This window comes from Amycolatopsis sp. NPDC104775 (genome assembly GCF_055583325.1).
This window is the reverse complement of sequence record NZ_JBVJOE010000008.1, coordinates 357,979-377,266: the sequence shown is the minus strand read 5'-3', so window position 1 is coordinate 377,266 and position 19,288 is coordinate 357,979. Positions and strand designations below refer to the sequence as shown.

Below are 19,288 nucleotides of genomic sequence, written 5' to 3'. Positions count from 1 at the left end.
CCTCACCGTCCCGACCTTCAGGCAGGCGGTCGGTGACCGCTCGCCTAGCACTCGACGGCGTCGAGTGCCAATGCCGTGTTTAGCACTCTCCGGGGTCGAGTGCAAGGAGCGCAGGTCAGCGCCGGTGCCTGGCGGGAGCGGGGAGACCGGTCAGTGGCTCGGCTGGATGTGGATCGACGACGGCGGCGGGCGCAGCGACGACGGTCCGGCCGACTTCGAGCCGCCCGGACCGACCGGGATGTTGGGCGCCGAGGACGTCGGAGCGGTGCCGCCGTTGCCGTTGTCGTCCCCGCCGAAGAGGAAGATCGCGCCGACGACCAGACCGGCGACGACGAGCACCCCCAGCGCGATCCACAGCCACTTCAAGCCGCCGCTCTTGGGCTTCGTTTCGAACGCTCCCGCGCCGCCTGCCGGGGACGGCGGGCGCAGCCGCATCGGGTCGCCGAAAGCCTGCTGATTCGGATGGCCCTGCTGGTTCGGGTGGCCCTGCTGGTTGGGCTGAGCGGGGTAGCCGGGCTGGTTCGGGTAGCCGTGGTAGCCGGGCGGGGGGCTTTGCGGTGCTTGCTGGCCCGGCTGACCCGGCTGGCCGGGATAGCCGTAGCCGGGCGGGGGGCCTGCCGGTGCTTGGCCGGGGTAGCCCTGCTGACCGGGCTGCTGCTGACCGGGTTGACCGGGCTGGTGCTGTCCGGGCTGCTGCTGACCGGGTTGGCCAGGCTGCTGCTGTCCGGGCTGTGCTGGATAACCGGGCTGGCTGCCGTAACCGGCGGGACCGCCGTAGCCGCCCTGGCCGGGGTATCCCGCTTGGCCCGGCTGCTGGGCACCCCAAGCACCGGGAACGCTCTGGCCGCCGGGAGCGCCCGCGCCCTGCCCCGCGGCTCCGGGGCCGCCCTGCTGCGCGCCCGGACCGCCAGGTCCAGACCCGCCAGGAACAGGCCCAGATCCGCCAGCTCCGCCGGGTCCTTGCTGCATGGCCGCCTCCGGATGTCCGTTCGGCCGGGCCGGGCCCGGCGGGGTGTCCGAGGTCGCGAGCGGGCCGAGCGCGACCCTGGCCGCGGCGATCATCGCGACGCAGCTGGGATAACGGTCGTTGGGGTTTTTCGCCATGCCCTTGCGGATGACGTCGTCCACGGCGGCCGGGAGCGCGACCACGCTCGCCACCGACGGCGGTTCCCCGCCGAGGTGGCCCTTGATGACGGTGGGCACGTCGCCGCGGAACGGCGGGTTGCCGGTCAGGCAGGCGAACAGCACGCAGGTGAGGGCGTACTGGTCGGTGCGGCCGTCGAGCGGTTCGCCGCGCAGGTGTTCCGGCGCGGCGTAGGTGGGCGAGCCGAGGAAGTCGCCGCCGCGCGTGCGGTGGCCGGTGGCACCGCGGCGGGTCAGGCCGAAGTCGGCGACGTAGACGTGCTCGCGGGAGGTCTCGCGGCTGGTGACGAGAACGTTGGCCGGTTTGACGTCGAGGTGCACGAGGCCGTGGTTGTGCAGCGTGTCGAGGGCGTCGGCGACCTGGTCGAGCAGGCTGAGCGCGCGCGACGGGCTGATCGGGCCCGCGGACATCAGGCCGGCGAGGTCCCCGCCGTCGACCATCCGCATGGCGATGTAGAGCATGCCGTCGAGTTCGCCGAAGTCGTACAGCGGCACGACGTTGGCGTGGTCGATCGCGGAGGTGTTGCGTGCCTCGTCGACGAACCGTTCGCGGAACTCGGCGTCGGCACCGAGGTGGTCACCGATGACCTTCAGCGCCACCTTGCGGCCGAGCCGCGTGTCCGTGGCCTGATAGGTCACGCTCATGCCGCCCTTGCCGAGCACCGAGTCGATGCGGTAGTGGCCCAGCTGGCGACCGGTGAGGTCCCCCGACACGTCGCCTGTCACGCAGCGCAGCTTAACGCGCCGGTATCCGCTGCCACTGCCGGTTCGCCCAACCGGTCAGGACAGCTGCCTCGCTAGACCTTGCGGACGTCCGCGGCCTGGCTTCGGCCGTCGCGGCCGGACTGGACTTCGAACTCCACGCGGTCGCCCTCGTCGAGGGTGCGGAATCCGTCGGCCTGGATGGCCGAATAGTGAACGAAGACGTCCGGACCTTCGGGGGATTCGATGAACCCGTAGCCCTTTTCCGAGTTGAACCACTTGACGGTGCCGACTGCCACGGCGCCCTCCCTCGGGACCAAAATCCGCTGTCCATCAGCGTGCGAAGTGGAGTTCACGCTACCGGAATCGACGCTCCCGGCAATGGGATAATCGGCAGATTCCCCTTACGCCCGCGACACTCGCCGATTGCGCGATTGGACGAGCACGGTGCCCGGTCCGGCGAAATCGAGGACGAGTCCTTCGCCGGTGCGCAGCGATTGCGGGCCGCTCGGGTCGAGGGCGCGCAACCGGCACTGCAGGGTGTCGGGATAGGCGAGGAGATAGTCCGGGCGCACGGTCACGATCTCGCCGCGGCCGAGGTCGAACGAGTCCACCGGGCCGGGCGCGGTGAGCAGCAGCGGGCCGCGGCCGCTGTAGTGCTCGAGGAACCCGGAGTCGGCGCCGAACAACTGCTGCAGCGGGGCCCAGTTCTGGTCGACGCGGACCGTGCTCGGCCGCGCGAGCACGCCGTCGCGGTGCACCGACCAGCCGGTGGATCCGGTGAGTTCGAGTGGGTAGACGTCGCCGGGGCCGAGCGGGGCCAGGTCGACCCAGCCGCCCTCGGGCGGGGCGGTGAACACCGAACGCCCGCCCTTGCGGCCGCGGTTCTGGTTCATCTCCGCCACGTTGAAGCTGCTGGCCAGCAACGATTCCGCGGCGGCCTGCACGGCTTCGCCGGGGGCGAGCAGCACGCGGGCGACGCCGAATCCCGGCGTGTGCCTGGTGTGGACGCGCATGTCAGCGGGGGGTCGCGAGCGCGGCGCGCCCGAACTGGTTGCGGACCCGAAACTGCATCAGAACTCTCCCCGTGCTCCCCGGCTTGTGCCGGGAGAGTGTTGCACGACGGGCAGCAGGAGGGAGGATGGTCCGCGTGATCTCCGTCGACGCCTACCGCGAGACCGTGACCGAACTGCTCGGCCGCGCGCCTGTCCGCACCGTTCCGGTCTCCGCTGCCGCCGGGCTCGTCCTGGCCCGCGACGTGCTGGCCGGGGTGGCGCTGCCGCCGTTCGACAACTCCGCGATGGACGGGTACGCCGTGCGCGCCGCGGACGTCGCCGAGGCACCCGTGACGCTCCCCGTCGCCGACGACATTCCGGCCGGCCGGGTGGACGTGAAACCGCTTGAACCGGGTACCGCTCAGCGGATCATGACCGGTGCGCCGTTGCCGCCGGGCGCGGACGCGATCGTGATGGTCGAGGACACCGACCGCGGCACCTCGGAAGTCCGGATCTCTCGCGCGGCGGTCGAGGGCAACCACATCCGCCGGACTGGCGAGGACGTCACGAAGGGGACTGTCGCGCTGCACGCGGGCACTGTGCTGAGCCACGCCCACCTCGGCCTCGCCGCGGCGGTCGGCTTGGCGGAACTGGAGGTATACCGGCCGCTGTCGGTACTGGTGGTGTCGACGGGAACGGAGCTCGTGGAACCCCCGAACCCGTTGCAGCACGGGCAAATCTACGAATCGAACAGCGTGATGCTGGCCGCTGCCCTGCGCGAGCTCGGCTGCCAGGTCGAGGTCGTGCGCAGCGTGGTCGACGACGTGGCGGAGTTCCGCAAGCTCATCGAGCCGCGGCTGGAATCGGTGGATCTGCTGATCACGTCGGGCGGGGTCTCGGCCGGCGCGTATGAAGTGGTGAAGGACGCGCTGACCGGACAGGGCGTGGAATTCCAGAAGATCGCGATGCAACCGGGCGGTCCGCAGGGGTACGGACGGTGGAACGGCGTGCCGGTGGTGACGCTGCCGGGGAATCCGGTGAGCGTGCTGGTGTCGTTCGAGGCATTCCTGCGACCGGCGGTGCTGGCGGCGATGGGCCATTCAGACGTGGACCGCCGTCGAGTGCGGGCTCGGCTGACCGAGGACATGACGTCCCCCGCTGGCCGGCGGCAGTTCCGGCGGGGGTTCTTCACACCGGTCCTCGGTGAAGTGACCGGAGTGGTGGGGCCGCGCGGGGGTCCGGGGTCGCATTTGCTGGCGGCGTTCACGCAGGCGAATTGCCTGATTGTGCTGCCGGAGGAGGTTTCGGGGGTTTCGGAGGGCGATGAGGTTGAGGTGCTGCTGCTTTAGCGCCCGTCGATCCGCATCGTCCACAATGGACGGGAAGCGACCGGTCAACCGGTCATTCAGTTCCCGCAATTCCGACGACGCCAACCGTATCCACGCGTTGTGCAAAACCTCTTGTGCGCTAGCCCGCAGGTATCCTCGCGAACATGGGCATCATCCTGTGGATCGTCTTCGGCGCGCTGGTCGGCTGGATCGCGAACCTCGTGGTCGGCGGCCGGGAACGGCAGCGGCAGGGCTGTCTCGTCAGCGTGCTGGTCGGCGTGGTCGGGGCGGCCCTCGGCGGTTTCGTCTACCGGCTCGCGACCGGTGAGCAGCAGCACTTCGAATTCGATTTCCCGAGCTTCGGCGTCGCCATCCTCGGGGCGATCGTGCTGCTGCTGGTGTTGCGGCTGGTCAGCGCCGCGACCGCGAGCCGTCGCGATCGTGACCGTTGGTAACGGTTTCCCGACGATCTGTCAGAACACCCGGGCGGCGGACTAGACTGACCCGTTCCGCGCCCGGGTGCGTGCTTCGTCGGGGGACGCGCGCACCCGGGCCGCTTCGCGCACTATCCGGGCGGCGTGCACAGGGTCGACAAGCTGCGGAACGGGCACCGACAGGACATCCCGGCGCCAGGCGCGCAGCAGCTGCGCGAGCAGATCGGGTACCGCCATCGTCTCCCTCGCCAGGTCGGCCCGGGCACCGGTCCCGAGCGGCGTCAACTACCCGGTGTTATCGGATTGTTCGACGCGTCGTTACCGGTTTGTGGTCGCGCCCACCCGCGCCGGGACAACCCTTACGACCAGGGGCCGCCGGGTCCGCCGCAGGCGGGCGGTAGCGTGGGGAAGCCCAAATCGGACCCTTACACCGACCGAGACGAACAGCGGGGAACTCGACCCATGAGCGGCCAGCCCACCGGTAACCCCCTCGCGCACGCTGTCCAGCTCGCCCGCGAGACGTTCCCGCCCATGCACCCGGCAGGACGGCCGTTCCTCCTCGGCGGCCTCGCCGCGACCTTCGTGCTGCGCCGGTTCTCCAAGCGCCTCGGCGTCGTCGGCGCGCTCGCCACCGCGGGCATGACGGCGTTCTTCCGCGAGCCGAAGCGCGTGCCCCCGGTGCGGGACAACGTCGCGATCTCGGCCGCCGACGGCACCGTCTCGCTCATCGAGGAAGCGGTCCCGCCCGCCGAACTCGGCCTGCCCGCCGAGCCGCGGATGCGGGTGAGCGTGTTCCTGTCGGTCTACGACGTGCACGTCCAGCGCACGCCGGCGGCGGGCGTGATCTCGAAGGTGGCGTACAAGCCGGGCAAGTTCCTTTCCGCGGACCTCGACAAGGCGAGCGAGGTCAACGAGCGCAATTCGCTGGTGCTGCACACCGTCGACGGCCACGAGCTCGTCGTCGTGCAGATCGCCGGGCTGGTCGCGCGCCGCATCCGGTGCGACGTCCGCGAGGGCGACAAGGTGGCCGCCGGCGAGACCTACGGCATCATCCGCTTCGGCTCGCGCGTCGACACCTACCTGCCGCCGGGAAGCCGGGTCGTGGTGGCCAAGGGCCAGCGCACCGTCGGCGGCGAAACCGTGCTCGCCGAACTTCCTGCGCAGGGAGAAAGCTGACCATGGTCCGCGTGACCACCCCGGGCGTCCGGCTGCTGCCGAACGCGATCACCGTGCTCGCGCTCTGCGCCGGGCTGTCCTCGGTGCAGTTCGCCCTCACCGGCAACTACGCGATGGCGATCGGCTCGATCGGCATCGCGGCCGTCCTCGACAGCCTCGACGGCCGGATCGCCCGCCTGCTCGACGCGACGTCCAAGATGGGCGCCGAGCTCGACTCGCTGTCCGACGGCATTTCGTTCGGCGTCGCACCCGCGCTGGTGCTCTACGTCTGGCAGGCGCACGGCGACCGCATCGGCTGGGTCGCGTCGCTGATCTTCGCGGTCTGCATGATCCTGCGGCTCGCTCGCTTCAACACGCTGCTCGACGACACCGACCAGCCGCCGTACGCCGCCGAGTTCTTCGTCGGCGTGCCCGCGCCGGCCGGCGGTCTGGTCGCGATGCTGCCGCTGATCGTCACGCTGCAGTGGGGCGAGGGCTGGTGGTCCGAGCAGTACGTGGTGCTCGTGTGGACGATCGCGGTCGCCGCGCTGCTGATCAGCCGCATCCCGACGCTCTCGCTCAAGACGGTGAAGGCCCCGGCGAAGGCGATCGCGCCGCTGCTGGTGGGCGTCGGCCTGCTGGCCGCCGCGATCATCGTGTTCCCGTTGGCGGCGCTGGCGGTCGCGCTGGTGCTGTACCTGCTGCACATCCCGTACTCGGTGTACCGGCACCGCTGGCTCGCCGCGCACCCGGAAGCCTGGGAAGTGCCGCCGAGGGAACGCCGCGCGATCCGCCGGGCCCGCAGCCACCGACGGTTGCGGCTGCGCCCGGCGTCGGGCCGCGTCGCCGGTGCCGCGATGCGCGCGGTGCGGTTGCCGCGGCAGAACTCGGACCTGGTGCGCAGCCGGAATCTGCGAGACCGCGACCACAGCTCGGCCACGTCCGGGCCCAGCCAGCGGCGGCGCAGCTGGCGCCGGATCGGCATTCGGCGCCGGTAGGTTTCCCGCCGCGCGTGCGGGCAGCCGCGGACGCGTCTGGGGCCTCACGACGTCAACCTTGCTCTCTCCCGCGGTCCGCGGCTGGTGGGCAACGCGGTAAGCGGCCTTTCGTTCACGCATAACCGCCCACCGGTTCATTAGGGTGAGAAGCGTGAGCGATCCGCAGATCACCCTGACCGTCCGGCACACGCCGTCCGCGCTTGACGCGCGGCGGGGAGTGGTCCGGCTGCACCCGGAAGTGCTTGACGCGCTCGGCCTGCGGGCTTGGGACGCCGTGCACCTCACCGGCGCGCGGCGCAGTGCCGCATTGGCCGCGCCCGCCGCGGAGGAGGCGACGCCGGGGGTCGTGTTGACCGATGACGTCACCATGTCGAACGTCGGCGTCGCCGAGGGCGGCGAGATTGTCGTTTCGCCAGCAGAGGTCACCGCGGCTCGGACGGTCACCGTGTCCGGGTCCCGGCTGGCCTCGGTTTCGGTGTCGCCGCAGACGTTGCGGCTCGCGCTCACCGGCAAGGTGCTGACCCGCGGCGACGCGGTTTCCCTGTTGCCGCAAGACCTCGCGCCCGCGCCGGGATCGGACGTCGCCGCGGTGCGCGGGCAGTTGTCCCGCGTGATCGGGGCGACGTGGACCAACGAATTGCTGACCGTCACGGCGACCGAACCGGCTGGCGCGGTCGTGGTTGGACCGTCCACTGTGGTCAGCTGGCGGGACGGTGCCCGTACTGGCGCGCCGACCGGCGGCGAGCAGCCAGTACGCACCGCGACCGCGCTCGTGCGCACTACGGCTGTCACCGCGGCAGAGGACTACCTCGAAGCGGAGATCGTCGAAGAGGTCGTCACCGAGGCTCGCGAGGAAGAGCTGGACGAGCCGGTGCCGGTCGCCGATCTGGTCGGGGCCGAGGGCGCGGCGCGCAAGCTGTCCGAATGGTTCGACCTGGCGTTCCACCGGCCGGAGCTCCTGGCGAAGCTGGGCACTTCGGCGCATCTGGGCGTGCTGCTGTCCGGGCCGGAAGGCGTCGGCAAGGCGACGCTGGTGCGGTCGGTCGCCGCGGCGGAGAAGGTGCGCGTGGTGTCGGTGACCGCGCCGAATATCGCGGTGCTGGAACCGAACGCGGCGCACCGTTCGCTGCGCGAGGCCATCGACCGGGCCGCTGACGGCGATGGTCCAGGCGTGCTGTTGATCAACGACATCGACGCTCTGCTCCCGGCCACTCAACCGCCGCCGGTAGCCACTGTGGTGCTGGAGGAACTGCGCGCCGCGCTGCGCCGGGAGGGGCTGGCGGTGGTGGCCACGACCGCGCGAGCCGAGTCGGTGGATCCGCGGCTGCGCGGGGCCGACCTGCTCGACCGCGATCTGGGTCTGCCGTTGCCGGAGGCGAAAACGCGCGTCGAACTCCTGCGGATCCTGCTCCGCGACGTGCCCGTCGAATCCGGTGCCGACCTGGGCGTGCTCGCCGAGCGGACCCCCGGATTCGTCGCCGCCGACCTGCTCGCCCTTCGCCGGGACGCGGCGTTGCGGGCCGCGCTGCGCCAGCGGGACGTCGAAGAACCCAAGATCTCCCAGCAGGATCTGCTCGACGCGCTGGCCACCGTCCGGCCGATCTCACTGTCCACTTCGGACAATCTCGCGACCGGCGGGCTGACGCTGGACGACGTCGGCAACATGACGTCGGTCAAGGAAGCGCTCACCGAAACCGTGCTGTGGCCGCTGCGCTATCCGGATTCGTTCGCCCGCCTCGGCATCGAACCGCCGCGCGGCGTGCTGCTGTACGGCCCGCCCGGCGGCGGCAAGACGTTCCTGGTCCGCGCGCTCGCCGGCACCGGCGCGCTGAACGTGTTCGCGATCAAGGGCGCGGAACTGCTGGACAAATGGGTCGGCGAATCGGAACGCGCGGTCCGCGACCTGTTCCGCCGGGCCGCCGACGCCGCCCCCTCGCTGATCTTCCTCGACGAGATCGACGCGCTCGCCCCGCGCCGCGGCCAGTCCTCCGACTCCGGCGTGGCCGACCGCGTGGTCGCCGCGCTGCTCACCGAACTGGACGGCGTCGAGCCGATGCGCGAAGTCGTCGTGCTGGGCGCGACGAACCGGCCCGAACTGGTCGACCCGGCCCTGCTGCGCCCCGGCCGTCTGGAACGGCGGATCTACGTCCCGCCGCCGGACGCCGAATCCCGCGCCGCGATCCTCGCCTCGACGGCCAAGCACACCCCGCTGGCGTCCGATGTGGACCTCGAGGCCACCGCGGCGGCGCTGGAGGGCTACTCGGCCGCCGACTGCGCCGCTCTGATCCGGGAAGCGGCGCTCACCGCGATGCGCGAGTCGCTGGAAGCCCGCGAGGTGACCGCGGCACATCTGGCCAAGGCCCGCGAGACGGTGCGGCCGTCGCTGGACGCCGCGCAGCTCGCGACGCTGGAGGCGTACGCGCAGGCGCAGCAGGAACGCTGAGGTCGTGGGTGCTGGTGCCAGCACCCACGGCATCTCGCCACCTCGCACTGGGCACGCCAAGCCTTCGAAGGTGAGGGAGCTTCGCGACCGCGCCCACCGTGCCGAACCGCACGCCCGCCGCAGCCACCGGTTTCGCTCGCCTCGGCACCCGCCCAGTGAGGTTTCCGCAGCAGCCGTCGCGCCCGTGGTCCCGCGGCGGGAGCAGGGGGCATCGTCTGGGCTCGTGGGGCGGCGTGGCTGCGAGGCCGCGCACCCGCCTACTGAGAAAACCGCTGGCAACTCACCGGGCAACGCCCGTAGCGGCACCCGGCACACATGACAAAGCCCGCGCCGGAGCGCGGGCTGTCACGAATCAGGTCAGCTGCCCTGGTGTCCGCCGGGCTGGTAGTCCTTCGTGATGATCACGATCACGCCCGGGCTGGAGTTCTGGATGCCCTCGAACCGGGGCTGGGCCTGGAAGCCGAACTCCTTGGCCAGCTGTTTCGCGGCGGCTTCCTCGTCGGTGCCCGGCCGGAAGTAGGCCGTGGTCGTCGGGATGACGCCCTGCGCGTAGTTGCCGACCTCGACGACGTTCCAGCCGGAGCCGCGGAAGTCGGCGGCGGCCTGTTCGGCGAGGTGCTTGATCAGCGAGTTGTTGTAGACCCGCAGGGTGACCCACTTGTTCGAGGCCTGCTGGTCCGGACCCGCCTGGCCCGGCTGTCCTGGCTGCTGCCCCGGCTGGCCGCCGGGCTGCCCGGGCTGGCCTGGCTGGCCCGAAGCGGGAGCCGACGAAGCGGCGGACGACGAGGCCGGCGCGGACGAGGCGGGCGACGACGGCGTGGAGCTGGGAGCCGAGGACGACGACGGCTGCGGCGCGGACGACGAGCCGCCGGGCGCGGTGGGCTCGCCGGACGTGCTCGGCCCGGCGTTCTGGTCCCCGCTCGTGGTGAGCACGGTGACCCCGCCGATGACGGCCGCGACCACCGCGACCCCGATCAGCGCGACTCCCGCGGCCTTCAACGGCCTGGACAGTCCCGAGAAGACGCTCATGACAGTTCGATCCCCAACCGCCGGGCCCCGCGTTTGCGCTGACGGGCGGCGCGCGTTTTGCGCAGCCGCTTGACCAGCATCGGATCGGCGGCGACCGCCTCCGGCTTGGCCAGCAGCGTGTTCAACAACTGGTAGTAACGGGTGGAAGACAGCCCGAAGCGCTCCCGGATGGCGTTCTCCTTCGCCCCGGCGTGGCGCCACCACTGCCGCTCGAACGCGAGAATGTCCAGTTCGCGTTCGGTCAGGCCACCGACATTGTCCGGCGGCGACGGCTGGTTTCCAGCCATCGACTCCGCGGCGTCCATGCGGTCCTCGCAATCGGTGTCGGCAGTCCTTCCGCGGGCGTCATTGAACCACGGAACCCATGGTCGACATGGGCATCCGACACGGCGCGTCACGGTCCGATCCAGGTGTACCAGAAGGGTCCGACTAAACTCGGCGTCCGTGACCGTCCACCCCATCTGCATCGCCGGCGAACCCGTGCTGCACCAGCCCACGCGCGAGATCACCGAGTTCGACGACAAGCTGGCCACCCTCGTCGAGGACATGTTCGAGACCATGTACGCGGCCGAGGGCGTGGGCCTCGCGGCCAACCAGATCGGGCTCGATCTGCGGGTGTTCGTATACGACTGCCCGGACGACGAGGGCGTCGAGCACAAGGGCGTGGTGGTCAACCCGAAGTTGGAGACCTCCGAGATCCCGGAGACCATGCCGGACCCGGACGACGACTGGGAGGGCTGCCTCTCCGCCCCCGGCGAGTCGTACCCGACCGGGCGCGCCTCGTGGGCGAAGGTGACCGGCTTCGACGTCGAGGGCAATCCGATCGAGGTCGAGGGCACCGGCTACTTCGCGCGGTGCCTGCAGCACGAGACCGATCACCTCGACGGGTTCATCTATCTGGACCGCCTCGTCGGCCGCCACGCCCGCGCGGCGAAGAAGATGCTGAAGAAGAACAAGTGGGGCGTGCCCGGCCTGACCTGGCTGCCGCCCAAGGAACCCGCGGACGCCTGACCCGCGCGCCAAGCCTTTCCGGACCACAACCCCGAGACCGCCCCGCTCCCTGGGCCCCAACCCGAGACCGCGCTGCTCCCTGGACCACAACCCCCGATCGCGCCGGTTTCTGGACCGAAACCCGAGATCGCGCTGGTTTCTGGACTGAGCGATTTCCCCGGCCCCCAGGCCGGGGAAATCGGGAGGGAAGAAACCAGCTTCCCGGCGATCTCGGCGCCCCGGCGGAGCCGGGGCAATCAAACGGAGCCGGGGCAATCAAACAGAGCGGGGCAATCAAACACTCCGGCAGGGTTGTGCCAACCCGACGCCGCATGGCATCGTCGGACGAGCAACCTCAACCGAATGCAACGCGGGAGCTCGCGCCTTGGCGGGCTGAGAGGGTGACTGGTGTCCATCTCGCGGGCACCCGGCGTCACCGACCGCATGAACCTGACCGGGTAATGCCGGCGTAGGGAGTGAACGTCGTTGACGACGCTGGAAAATCAGGGTGCCATCGCTCCGTCCGTCACCACCGGGCCGATCACCGGCTCGCGGAAGGTCTATCACCGCACCGAATCCGGGCTGCGGGTTCCGGCGCGGCGGATCGACCTGTCGAACGGGGAGCATTTCGACGTGTACGACACGTCCGGCCCCTACACCGATCCGGACGCGAACATCGATGTCCACAAAGGACTGCACCCGCTCCGCTCCGGCTGGGCCGACGGGCGCGAGCACAACACCCAGCTCGGCTGGGCCAAAGCCGGGGTGATCACCCGGGAAATGGAATTCATCGCCGCGCGGGAGCGCTGCACTCCGGAGTTCGTGCGGGACGAGGTCGCCCGCGGCCGCGCAGTGATTCCGGTCAACCGCAAGCATCCGGAGACCGAGCCGATGATCATCGGCAAGAACTTCCTGGTGAAGATCAACGCCAACATGGGAAACTCGGCCGTTTGGTCCTCTGTGGAGGAAGAGGTCGACAAGATGGTGTGGGCCACCCGCTGGGGCGCCGACACGATCATGGACCTCTCCACCGGCAAGCGGATTCACGAAACGCGCGAGTGGATCGTGCGCAACTCGCCGGTCCCGGTCGGCACCGTGCCGATCTATCAGGCGCTGGAAAAAGTCAACGGGGAGCCGGAAAAGCTCACCTGGGAGATCTACCGCGACACCGTGATCGAGCAGTGCGAGCAGGGCGTCGACTACATGACGGTGCACGCCGGCGTGCTGCTGCGCTACATCCCGCTGACCGCGCGCCGGGTCACCGGCATCGTCAGCCGCGGCGGGTCGATCATGGCCGCCTGGTGTCTCGCGCACCACCAGGAATCCTTCCTGTACACGCATTTCTCCGAACTGTGCGAGATCCTGCGCGAGTACGACGTCACGTTCTCGCTCGGCGACGGCCTGCGCCCCGGCTCGATCGCGGACGCCAACGACCGCGCCCAGTTCGCGGAGCTGGAAACCCTCGGCGAGCTGACGCACATCGCGCGCGAGCACGACGTGCAGGTGATGATCGAAGGCCCCGGCCACGTGCCGATGCACAAGATCAAGGAAAACGTGGAGCTGGAGGAAAAGCTCACCGGCGAGGCCCCGTTCTACACGCTCGGCCCGCTCGCCACGGACATCGCTCCGGCCTACGACCACATCACCTCGGCGATCGGCGCGGCGCAGATCGGCTGGTACGGCACGGCGATGCTGTGCTACGTCACGCCGAAGGAACACCTCGGCCTGCCCAACCGCGACGACGTGAAAACCGGCGTGATCACCTACAAGATCGCCGCGCACGCCGCCGACCTGGCCAAGGGCCACCAGTACGCGCAGGACTGGGACGACGAATTGTCCAAGGCCCGCTTCGAATTCCGGTGGAACGACCAGTTCAACCTGTCGCTCGACCCGGACACCGCGCGGTCCTTCCACGACGAGACGCTGCCCGCGGAACCGGCGAAGACCGCGCATTTCTGCTCGATGTGCGGGCCGAAGTTCTGCTCGATGCGGATCACCCAGGACGTGCGCAAGTACGCCGAGGAACACGGTCTGTCCTCTGTGGAGGCGATCGAGGCGGGCATGGCCGAGAAGTCCGCGGAGTTTTCCGAGCAGGGCAACAAGGTTTACCTTCCCGTGGTCAACCAGTGACACGCACGCCCCGCACCGCCCTCACCATCGCCGGATCCGATTCCGGCGGTGGTGCGGGCGTGCAGGCCGACCTGCGCACGTTCTTCGCCAACGGAGTACACGGACTGGTCGCGCTCACCGCGGTCACCGTGCAGAATTCTCTTGGCGTGCAAGGGTTTTCCGAGATCCCGGTCGACGTCGTCACCGCGCAGATCAAAGCGGTCGCCGAAGACATGGGCGTCAACGCGGCGAAGACCGGCATGCTCGCTACCGCGGACATCATTCAGGCGGTGGCGAAAACCCTCGACGAAGTCCACATTGGACGCAGCACGGATACGCCGTTCGTCGTCGACCCAGTGGCCGCGTCGATGACCGGCCACGCCCTGCTGCGCGAAGAAGCGCTGGAAGCGATCCGGACGGAATTGTTCCCGCGCGCCACGCTCGTCACGCCGAATCTCGACGAGGTCCGGCTGCTGACCGGCGTCACGGTCACTGACGCCACGAGCCAGCGCACGGCGGCGGAAGCGTTGCTGGAGTTCGGTTCCCAGTGGGTCCTGGTCAAGGGCGGGCACCTCTACGACGCCGCGGATTGTGTCGATTTGCTGACCGACGGCTCGGCGGTGATCGAGCTGAGCGGTCCGCGGATCGACACGGAAAACACCCACGGCGGTGGCGACACCATGGCGTCGGCGATCACCTCGTCGCTCGCGAAGGGCGCGGACGTGCCCACGGCGGTCGCGGAGGCGAAACGGTTCATCGAACGCTGCGTCCTGGAGGCGTACCCGCTCGGTGCCGGAGTCGGCCCGGTCTCCCCGTTCTGGCGGCTCGCGAACCCGCGGTGAATGCGACACTGGCCGGATGAGCGAGACACCGGAAGCGTTGTGGGCGAGGCTGCCGCTTGAGGTGCAGCACGCGGTCGACGGCCTGGTCACCGAGCACCGCACCGCTTCGGCGGTCAAAACGATCCGCAAATCGGGCGTTACGCCCCGGCCGGGGATCGCCGAAGCGCAAGCGGTGTACGAATACCGGATGTCCGTGCTGAAACCGCCGCCGCGGTTTTAGCCGCGCGCGTCCACCATCGGCAACACGGTCGTGAGGCCGGTCCAGTCGGACGTCACCACGGAGGCGTGCTGTTTGGCCAGCTCGGCCACGCGCTGAGTCGCCTGGTCAACGGTCGGGTTGTGGTCGTCGATGGCGGGCGCGACGTTTTGCGCGTCCGTCATCACCACGTAGTAGTGGTTTTCGTCGTACCAGGACATTCCGGCCTTCGCGAGCCATTCGCTCGCGTCCCCGTCGAAAACGACGAACCACGGTTTCTGGTCCGCGGAGTATTGGTCCCGCGGGTCGCCGCCCGCGGCACCGTGCACGGTCGGGAAGATCTGTACCGAATTCAGCTTCCCGGCCGCCTTCTGGTCCAGCAGATACCCGGCGTACTCGACGTCGGTGTGCAGGGTGTCGGTCGGGTTTCCCTCTTCGACCGTGCCGGGGATGATCTCGGTGAGCACCTTGCCCCGCAGCGCGTCCAGCGTCGGCCAATTGTCCGCTTTGGACGCTTCGTCGAGCGTGGCGTGGCTGCCGAGAAGGTCGGCCGGCTTGAACACGGCATCGCCGAGATGGTCGCGGAAAGCGGCGTCCAGCTGGGCTGGGCCGAGGCCGGTGTTCGCCGAGAAACCGGTCTTCATTTCGATCTTCAAGGTAAGCGGGGTATGCCCGGGATGCGCGCCGAGCCAGATCCGGATGTCGTCCAGACAGGATTCGAGGTCTTTGTTCGTCTCGCCGGAGTAAAGGTCCGCCGCCGAACGCGCGTCGACGCAGTTGTTGCCGTTGCCCAGCGGGTTGGAGTGGCTGACCTTCCACTCGTGGGTGAAGAAGTCCGGCCAGACGTCGAGTTCGAGCAGGGACGAGCCGTTGTCCAGCGCCTGCGCGAGGTACGGGTACGCGGCCGGATCGTAGGTGTTGTGCACGCCGACCGTGGTCACGTGCGAGAGCTTCGGGCTGTCCGCGTGCGCCACCCCGGGCACGGCCAGCGCGGACAGGAGGAGAAGACCGGCCGCGGCGAGCTTCACAGATTTCTCCTTCGGCAGGAGGACCAGCACGGACGTTTACTGTGCCATCGTGGTGGACTGTGCATGAAGCACCTTTGCCTCAATGGACCAGACCAGAAGTCGGAACGCGCACATGACTGAGAACCCGAGCCCGCCGTCGGCGCTCACCATCGCCGGATCGGATTCCGGCGGGGCCGCCGGACTGCAGGCGGACCTGCGGACCTTCCTCACCTGCGGGGTGCACGGCCTGGTCGCGGTCACCGCGGTCACCGTCCAGAACACGCTCGGCGTGCACGACCGCTCCGATCTGCCGCCGCACATCGTGGCCGGGCAGATCGAGGCGGTGGCGGCGGACATGGGCGTCGGCGCGGCGAAAACCGGCATGCTCGCGTCCGCGGAGATCATCCACGCGGTCGCGGCGGCCTGCGACAAGGCCGGGATCGGCCGCGACGGCGCGATCCCGTTCGTGGTCGACCCGGTGGCCGCGGCGATGACCGGCCAGTCGCTGTTCGACGACAACGGCCTCGCCGCCCTGCGCGACGAACTCCTGCCGCGCGCCACCGTGCTCACCCCGAACCTGGACGAGGTGCGGCTGCTCACCGGCCTGACCGTGACCGACCGCGAAGGCATGCACACCGCGGCCGTCGTGCTGCACCAGCTCGGCCCGAAGTACGTGCTCGTGAAGAGCGGCCACCTGCAGTCCGACCCGGAGTGCGTCGACCTGCTTTTCGACGGTTCGACCTTCGTTGAGCTGCCCGGCCCGCGCTGGCAGACCCCGCACACGCACGGGGCGGGCGACACCATGGCCTCCGCGTTGACCGCGGGGCTGGCCAAGGGCATGCCGGTGGTCGAGGCCGCGCGCTACGGCAAGTGGTTCGTCTCGCAGGCCGTCGAACACTCTTACCCGATGGGCGCGAAAGTCGGCCCGGTGTCGGCGTTCTGGCGGCTGGCTCCCGAAGAACGCTAGCCCTCGTCCGAGATCAGGGCTTCCAGCGCGGGCAGTGCGGCGATGATCGACTCGCGCGCCTCGGGCGTGAGCCGGTCGAGGCGGCGGTTGAGCTCCTGCACGCGGGTAGACCGCACGCCGGAGACGAGGCGTTCGCCTTCTTCGGTGGCGCGGGCGAGCCAGGCGCGCCGGTCGACCGGGTCGGATTCGCGGGTGACGTAACCGGCCTCCACCAGCGTGGCCACGATCCGCGACATCGTGGCCGCCGCGACCCCCTCCTTCGCCGCGAGGTCGCCGAGGCGCAGCTCGCCGAAGTGGACGAGCGTGGCCAGCGCGGAGATCGACCCGTGTCCAGGCCCGGGCGCGCCCGCCTGGCGCAGCGAGCGGGAAAGCCGCCCTACCGCGAGATACAACCGGCCCGTTACGTCCTGGACCGAGGAAAGAGTCACGATCGGCTCCTTCTGACGCTGGTGCCCGCCGCTGGGTGCGCCGGAAAGGGTGCCGTCAACCATACGGCGTGCCCGTGCTCAATCCGTGTCAAGCGCGGGCGAAATCACCACGACCCGGGCATTTGTGCAGCCTGGCCGCCCATTTAGAGCACCGACACGTCGAGCGGAAGCTCCGCGGGCGGCGGCAGCGGCGCGGCCGCCTCGGCCCGGAACGACTGCAGCAGATAGCCGGCGAGCCGACGCGACGCCGCCGGTGCCGCCGTTCCCGCGCCGGAGCGCAGCCCGCCGTTCGCCAGCAGGATCAACGACAGGTCGGATACGGCGAAGTCGGCCCGCAGCGCACCGGCTTCCTGCGCTCGGCGGATCAGCTCGGTGAACGCTCGCAGCGCACGGTCCCGCAGCTCCGCGAAAACAGCCTGATCCGGCAGCGCGGTCACGATCGCGGCGGAGAAACCGTGGTTGCGCGCTTGCATCGAGCACACCTCCTCGATCACCCGGCAGAAGCCGCGCCAGGGATCGGGGTCGGCGAGCGCCTCGTCGAGCATGCCCGCGCATTCCGCCATCGGCCCGGCGAAGGCTTCGGCGACGAGGTCGGCCTTGGTCGGGAAATGGCGGTACACCGTGGCGACGCCAAGGCCGGCGCGACGGGCCAGCTCGCTCATCGACACGTCCAGGCCCTCGGTCTCGAAGGTGCGCTCGGCGACCTCGAGCAGGTGCGCGCGATTGTGGGCGGCGTCGGTGCGCAACCGAGTCGATTTCTCCGGCACTCTCTCACTTTAGCCGAACCGGAAGACCCTTTCCATTTTCCGTGCTAGAAGTGGAACATGCCTTCCACTTCGATGCGCGCCATCGTCTACGACCGCTATGGACCACCGGAAGTCCTGCACGAAGCGAATGTTCCGAAACCCGTGCCCGGTCCCGGCGAGGTCCTCGTCCGAGTGCGCGCCCTGTCAGTCAACGGCGGCGAGCTCGCTCTGCGGTCCGGGAAGCTGCTTCCGTTCAGCGGCAAGCGTTTTCCCAAGCGGATCGGCTTGGACCTGGTCGGCGAGGTCGTCGAACCCGCAGCAAGCCGGTTCGCCGTCGGCGACCTCGTGTGGGGCATCGGGCGGCGGATGGGCACCGCCGCCGAGTACTCCGCGATGGCCGCTGATCGGCTGGACCACGTGCCAGCCGAGCTGGATCCCGCGTCGGCGGCGTCGCTGTTGGCGGGGAGCACCGCGATCACCGCCCTGCGCGACAAAGCTCATCTCAAACCCGGCGAGCGTCTGCTGATCCGCGGCGCGACCGGCGGGGTCGGCTTTGTGGCCACCCAGCTCGGCAAGGCGATGGGCGCGCACGTGACCGGGCTGGCCAGCGCCAAAAACCTGGAGCTGGCAAGGGAACTCGGCGCGGACGTCGCGCTCGACTACCGCGCTCCGGGCGAACTGGGGAAGTTCGACGTCATCCTCGACACCGTCGGGCGGGACCTGGGCGCGTTCCGGCGGCTGCTGACCCCGCGCGGGCGGATGGTCACGATCGCGTTCGACCTCGACCAGCCAGCCCGCACGCTCGGCTATGTGGCGGCGAATTCGCTGCGGCCCCAGCGCTGGGTGCGGGCGTTCAGCGGGAATCCCCGGGCCGACCTGCTCGCCGACCTCAGCCGGTGGGTCACCGCTGGGCTGGTGCGGCCGTTGGTGGACCGGGTGTTTCCGTTGGCGGACCTCGCCGCGGCACACCGCGCGCTCGAAACCGGCGGTGTGCGCGGCAAAATCGTCGCCGAGGCTTAGCTCAGCGCGGCGGACTCGACGCCTGCGCCCAAAACCGCTGCGGCACCCGCCCCGCGCCACGCGCCAGATACCCGGCCTCCACCGCGCTCCGCATCGCCAGCGCCATCCGTTCCGGATCCGCCGCCCGGGTGACCGCCGTCGACAGCAGCACCGCGGAGCAGCCGAGTTCCATCGCCAGCGTGGCGTCCGACGCCGTCCCGATCCCCGCGTCCAGCACGATCGGCACCGACGCGCGCGAGACGATCAGCTCGATATTGTGCGGATTCCGGATGCCCAGCCCGGTGCCGATCGGAGCGCCGAGCGGCATCACCGCGGCGCAGCCCGCCTCTTCGAGCCGAAGCGCGAGGACCGGGTCGTCGTTGGTGTAGGCGAACACCGTGAACCCGTCCGCCACCAGGCGTTCGGCGGCTTCGAGGGTTTCCAGCGGATCGGGAAGCAGGGTGCGGTCGTCGGCGTGCACCTCGAGTTTGATCAGGTTCGTTTCCAGCGCCTCGCGGGCCAGCTGGGCGGTGAGCACGGCTTCGGCCGCCGTCCGGCAGCCCGCGGTGTTGGGCAGCAGTTCGATGTCCAAGCGCCGCAGCAACTCCAGTACGCCGGAGCCGCCCTCGGCGTCGGCGCGGCGCATCGCCACGGTGGTGAGCTGGGTGCCCGACGCGACCAGCGCTCGTTCCAGCACCTCGAGATTCGCCGCGCCACCGGTGCCGATGATCAATCGCGACGACAGCTTGTGCTCGCCGATGATCAGGTCGTCCATGC

At 70.0% G+C, this 19,288-nt stretch carries 21 protein-coding genes; 11 read left to right on the top strand and 10 right to left on the bottom strand.

The features are described from left to right. Nucleotides 1-150: 150 nt before the first annotated feature. The 3 genes from ACZ63D_RS32375 to ACZ63D_RS32365 all read right to left on the bottom strand — a co-directional run bounded on the left by ACZ63D_RS32375 (nucleotide 151) and on the right by ACZ63D_RS32365 (nucleotide 2,861). Complete coding sequence (locus ACZ63D_RS32375) at nucleotides 151-1,869, bottom strand: serine/threonine-protein kinase (protein ID WP_465358143.1); 1,719 nt, start codon at nucleotides 1,867-1,869, stop codon at nucleotides 151-153. A 71-nt stretch (nucleotides 1,870-1,940) separates the two neighbouring features. Beyond that, nucleotides 1,941-2,144, bottom strand: coding sequence for a cold-shock protein (locus ACZ63D_RS32370; RefSeq protein WP_009083993.1), 204 nt, complete (start codon nucleotides 2,142-2,144; stop codon nucleotides 1,941-1,943). A 105-nt stretch (nucleotides 2,145-2,249) separates the two neighbouring features. Next, nucleotides 2,250-2,861 carry an AIM24 family protein gene (locus ACZ63D_RS32365; protein WP_465358142.1) on the bottom strand — a complete coding sequence of 204 codons (612 nt, stop codon included), beginning with the start codon at nucleotides 2,859-2,861 and terminating at the stop codon, nucleotides 2,250-2,252. A gap of 134 nt (nucleotides 2,862-2,995) precedes the next feature. Here ACZ63D_RS32365 and moeA point away from each other — a divergent pair, with 134 nt between their 5' ends. Next, nucleotides 2,996-4,189 carry a molybdopterin molybdotransferase MoeA gene (moeA, locus tag ACZ63D_RS32360; RefSeq protein ID WP_465358186.1) on the top strand — a complete coding sequence of 398 codons (1,194 nt, stop codon included), beginning with the start codon at nucleotides 2,996-2,998 and terminating at the stop codon, nucleotides 4,187-4,189. 143 nt (nucleotides 4,190-4,332) lie between these two features. After that, nucleotides 4,333-4,623 carry a GlsB/YeaQ/YmgE family stress response membrane protein gene (locus ACZ63D_RS32355; RefSeq protein ID WP_116200394.1) on the top strand — a complete coding sequence of 97 codons (291 nt, stop codon included), beginning with the start codon at nucleotides 4,333-4,335 and terminating at the stop codon, nucleotides 4,621-4,623. A gap of 39 nt (nucleotides 4,624-4,662) precedes the next feature. Here the strand turns inward: ACZ63D_RS32355 and ACZ63D_RS32350 are convergent, their stop codons facing one another. Beyond that, nucleotides 4,663-4,839, bottom strand: a complete 177-nt coding sequence (locus ACZ63D_RS32350; RefSeq protein WP_465358141.1) for a hypothetical protein — start codon at nucleotides 4,837-4,839, stop codon at nucleotides 4,663-4,665. A gap of 225 nt (nucleotides 4,840-5,064) precedes the next feature. On the opposite strand from ACZ63D_RS32350, the gene ACZ63D_RS32345 reads away from it, so the two are divergent. The 3 genes from ACZ63D_RS32345 to ACZ63D_RS32335 all read left to right on the top strand — a co-directional run bounded on the left by ACZ63D_RS32345 (nucleotide 5,065) and on the right by ACZ63D_RS32335 (nucleotide 9,198). Further along, nucleotides 5,065-5,778: a phosphatidylserine decarboxylase gene (locus tag ACZ63D_RS32345; RefSeq protein WP_465358140.1), complete on the top strand. Its 714-nt coding sequence runs from the start codon at nucleotides 5,065-5,067 to the stop codon at nucleotides 5,776-5,778. A gap of 2 nt (nucleotides 5,779-5,780) precedes the next feature. Further along, nucleotides 5,781-6,755: a CDP-diacylglycerol--serine O-phosphatidyltransferase gene (gene pssA, locus ACZ63D_RS32340; RefSeq protein WP_465358139.1), complete on the top strand. Its 975-nt coding sequence runs from the start codon at nucleotides 5,781-5,783 to the stop codon at nucleotides 6,753-6,755. Between the two features lie 151 nt (nucleotides 6,756-6,906). Beyond that, nucleotides 6,907-9,198 carry an AAA family ATPase gene (locus tag ACZ63D_RS32335; protein WP_465358138.1) on the top strand — a complete coding sequence of 764 codons (2,292 nt, stop codon included), beginning with the start codon at nucleotides 6,907-6,909 and terminating at the stop codon, nucleotides 9,196-9,198. Nucleotides 9,199-9,555: 357 nt separating this feature from the next. Here the strand turns inward: ACZ63D_RS32335 and ACZ63D_RS32330 are convergent, their stop codons facing one another. Continuing rightward, the gene (locus ACZ63D_RS32330) at nucleotides 9,556-10,227 is read right to left on the bottom strand and encodes a LytR C-terminal domain-containing protein (protein WP_465358137.1); all 672 of its coding nucleotides are present in this window, start codon (nucleotides 10,225-10,227) and stop codon (nucleotides 9,556-9,558) included. Further along, on the bottom strand, nucleotides 10,224-10,532 hold the full coding sequence (locus ACZ63D_RS32325; RefSeq protein ID WP_465358136.1) for a DUF3263 domain-containing protein: 309 nt from the start codon (nucleotides 10,530-10,532) through the stop codon (nucleotides 10,224-10,226). The genes ACZ63D_RS32330 and ACZ63D_RS32325 overlap by 4 nt, the downstream gene beginning before the upstream one ends. A gap of 139 nt (nucleotides 10,533-10,671) precedes the next feature. Between ACZ63D_RS32325 and ACZ63D_RS32320 the strand changes: the two genes are divergently transcribed. The 4 genes from ACZ63D_RS32320 to ACZ63D_RS32305 all read left to right on the top strand — a co-directional run bounded on the left by ACZ63D_RS32320 (nucleotide 10,672) and on the right by ACZ63D_RS32305 (nucleotide 14,388). Then, the gene (locus tag ACZ63D_RS32320; RefSeq protein ID WP_043827268.1) at nucleotides 10,672-11,238 is read left to right on the top strand and encodes a peptide deformylase; all 567 of its coding nucleotides are present in this window, start codon (nucleotides 10,672-10,674) and stop codon (nucleotides 11,236-11,238) included. A 465-nt stretch (nucleotides 11,239-11,703) separates the two neighbouring features. Further along, the gene (thiC, locus tag ACZ63D_RS32315) at nucleotides 11,704-13,347 is read left to right on the top strand and encodes a phosphomethylpyrimidine synthase ThiC (protein WP_465358135.1); all 1,644 of its coding nucleotides are present in this window, start codon (nucleotides 11,704-11,706) and stop codon (nucleotides 13,345-13,347) included. Then, on the top strand, nucleotides 13,344-14,168 hold the full coding sequence (thiD, locus tag ACZ63D_RS32310; RefSeq protein ID WP_465358134.1) for a bifunctional hydroxymethylpyrimidine kinase/phosphomethylpyrimidine kinase: 825 nt from the start codon (nucleotides 13,344-13,346) through the stop codon (nucleotides 14,166-14,168). Before thiC ends, thiD (ACZ63D_RS32310) begins: the two co-directional genes overlap by 4 nt. A 16-nt stretch (nucleotides 14,169-14,184) precedes the next feature. Then, a complete protein-coding gene (locus tag ACZ63D_RS32305) occupies nucleotides 14,185-14,388 on the top strand; it encodes a hypothetical protein (protein WP_465358133.1) in 204 nt (67 codons plus the stop codon). Here the strand turns inward: ACZ63D_RS32305 and ACZ63D_RS32300 are convergent. Beyond that, nucleotides 14,385-15,392 carry a phosphatidylinositol-specific phospholipase C domain-containing protein gene (locus ACZ63D_RS32300; protein ID WP_465358132.1) on the bottom strand — a complete coding sequence of 336 codons (1,008 nt, stop codon included), beginning with the start codon at nucleotides 15,390-15,392 and terminating at the stop codon, nucleotides 14,385-14,387. The genes ACZ63D_RS32305 and ACZ63D_RS32300 overlap by 4 nt on opposite strands. Nucleotides 15,393-15,504: 112 nt before the next feature. On the opposite strand from ACZ63D_RS32300, the gene thiD (ACZ63D_RS32295) reads away from it, so the two are divergent. After that, entirely contained in the window at nucleotides 15,505-16,338 is an 834-nt protein-coding gene (gene thiD / locus ACZ63D_RS32295; RefSeq protein ID WP_465358131.1) for a bifunctional hydroxymethylpyrimidine kinase/phosphomethylpyrimidine kinase, read from the top strand. On the opposite strand, the gene ACZ63D_RS32290 is transcribed toward thiD (ACZ63D_RS32295), so the two are convergent. Both ACZ63D_RS32290 and ACZ63D_RS32285 read right to left on the bottom strand, forming a co-directional pair. Further along, complete coding sequence (locus ACZ63D_RS32290) at nucleotides 16,335-16,766, bottom strand: MarR family winged helix-turn-helix transcriptional regulator (protein WP_037718524.1); 432 nt, start codon at nucleotides 16,764-16,766, stop codon at nucleotides 16,335-16,337. The genes thiD (ACZ63D_RS32295) and ACZ63D_RS32290 overlap by 4 nt on opposite strands. A 143-nt stretch (nucleotides 16,767-16,909) precedes the next feature. Continuing rightward, nucleotides 16,910-17,533: a TetR/AcrR family transcriptional regulator gene (locus ACZ63D_RS32285; protein WP_465358130.1), complete on the bottom strand. Its 624-nt coding sequence runs from the start codon at nucleotides 17,531-17,533 to the stop codon at nucleotides 16,910-16,912. A gap of 57 nt (nucleotides 17,534-17,590) precedes the next feature. On the opposite strand from ACZ63D_RS32285, the gene ACZ63D_RS32280 reads away from it, so the two are divergent. Further along, the gene (locus tag ACZ63D_RS32280; RefSeq protein WP_465358129.1) at nucleotides 17,591-18,532 is read left to right on the top strand and encodes an NAD(P)-dependent alcohol dehydrogenase; all 942 of its coding nucleotides are present in this window, start codon (nucleotides 17,591-17,593) and stop codon (nucleotides 18,530-18,532) included. A gap of 1 nt (nucleotide 18,533) precedes the next feature. Here ACZ63D_RS32280 and thiG read toward each other — a convergent pair whose 3' ends face one another. Beyond that, the gene (gene thiG, locus ACZ63D_RS32275) at nucleotides 18,534-19,286 is read right to left on the bottom strand and encodes a thiazole synthase (protein ID WP_037807946.1); all 753 of its coding nucleotides are present in this window, start codon (nucleotides 19,284-19,286) and stop codon (nucleotides 18,534-18,536) included. Between the last annotated feature and the right edge of the window lie 2 nt (nucleotides 19,287-19,288).

Bases quoted from the DNA above. Each gene is read 5' to 3' on its own strand.
- ACZ63D_RS32365 (WP_465358142.1), bottom strand. From the start codon at position 2,861: ATGCGCGTCCACACCAGGCACACGCCGGGATTCGGCGTCGCCCGCGTG.
- ACZ63D_RS32355 (WP_116200394.1), top strand. From the start codon at position 4,333: ATGGGCATCATCCTGTGGATCGTCTTCGGCGCGCTGGTCGGCTGGATC.
- ACZ63D_RS32350 (WP_465358141.1), bottom strand. From the start codon at position 4,839: ATGGCGGTACCCGATCTGCTCGCGCAGCTGCTGCGCGCCTGGCGCCGG.
- ACZ63D_RS32345 (WP_465358140.1), top strand. From the start codon at position 5,065: ATGAGCGGCCAGCCCACCGGTAACCCCCTCGCGCACGCTGTCCAGCTC.
- pssA (WP_465358139.1), top strand. From the start codon at position 5,781: ATGGTCCGCGTGACCACCCCGGGCGTCCGGCTGCTGCCGAACGCGATC.
- ACZ63D_RS32330 (WP_465358137.1), bottom strand. From the start codon at position 10,227: ATGAGCGTCTTCTCGGGACTGTCCAGGCCGTTGAAGGCCGCGGGAGTC.
- ACZ63D_RS32325 (WP_465358136.1), bottom strand. From the start codon at position 10,532: ATGGACGCCGCGGAGTCGATGGCTGGAAACCAGCCGTCGCCGCCGGAC.
- ACZ63D_RS32305 (WP_465358133.1), top strand. From the start codon at position 14,185: ATGAGCGAGACACCGGAAGCGTTGTGGGCGAGGCTGCCGCTTGAGGTG.
- thiD (WP_465358131.1), top strand. From the start codon at position 15,505: ATGACTGAGAACCCGAGCCCGCCGTCGGCGCTCACCATCGCCGGATCG.
- ACZ63D_RS32280 (WP_465358129.1), top strand. From the start codon at position 17,591: ATGCCTTCCACTTCGATGCGCGCCATCGTCTACGACCGCTATGGACCA.
- thiG (WP_037807946.1), bottom strand. From the start codon at position 19,286: ATGGACGACCTGATCATCGGCGAGCACAAGCTGTCGTCGCGATTGATC.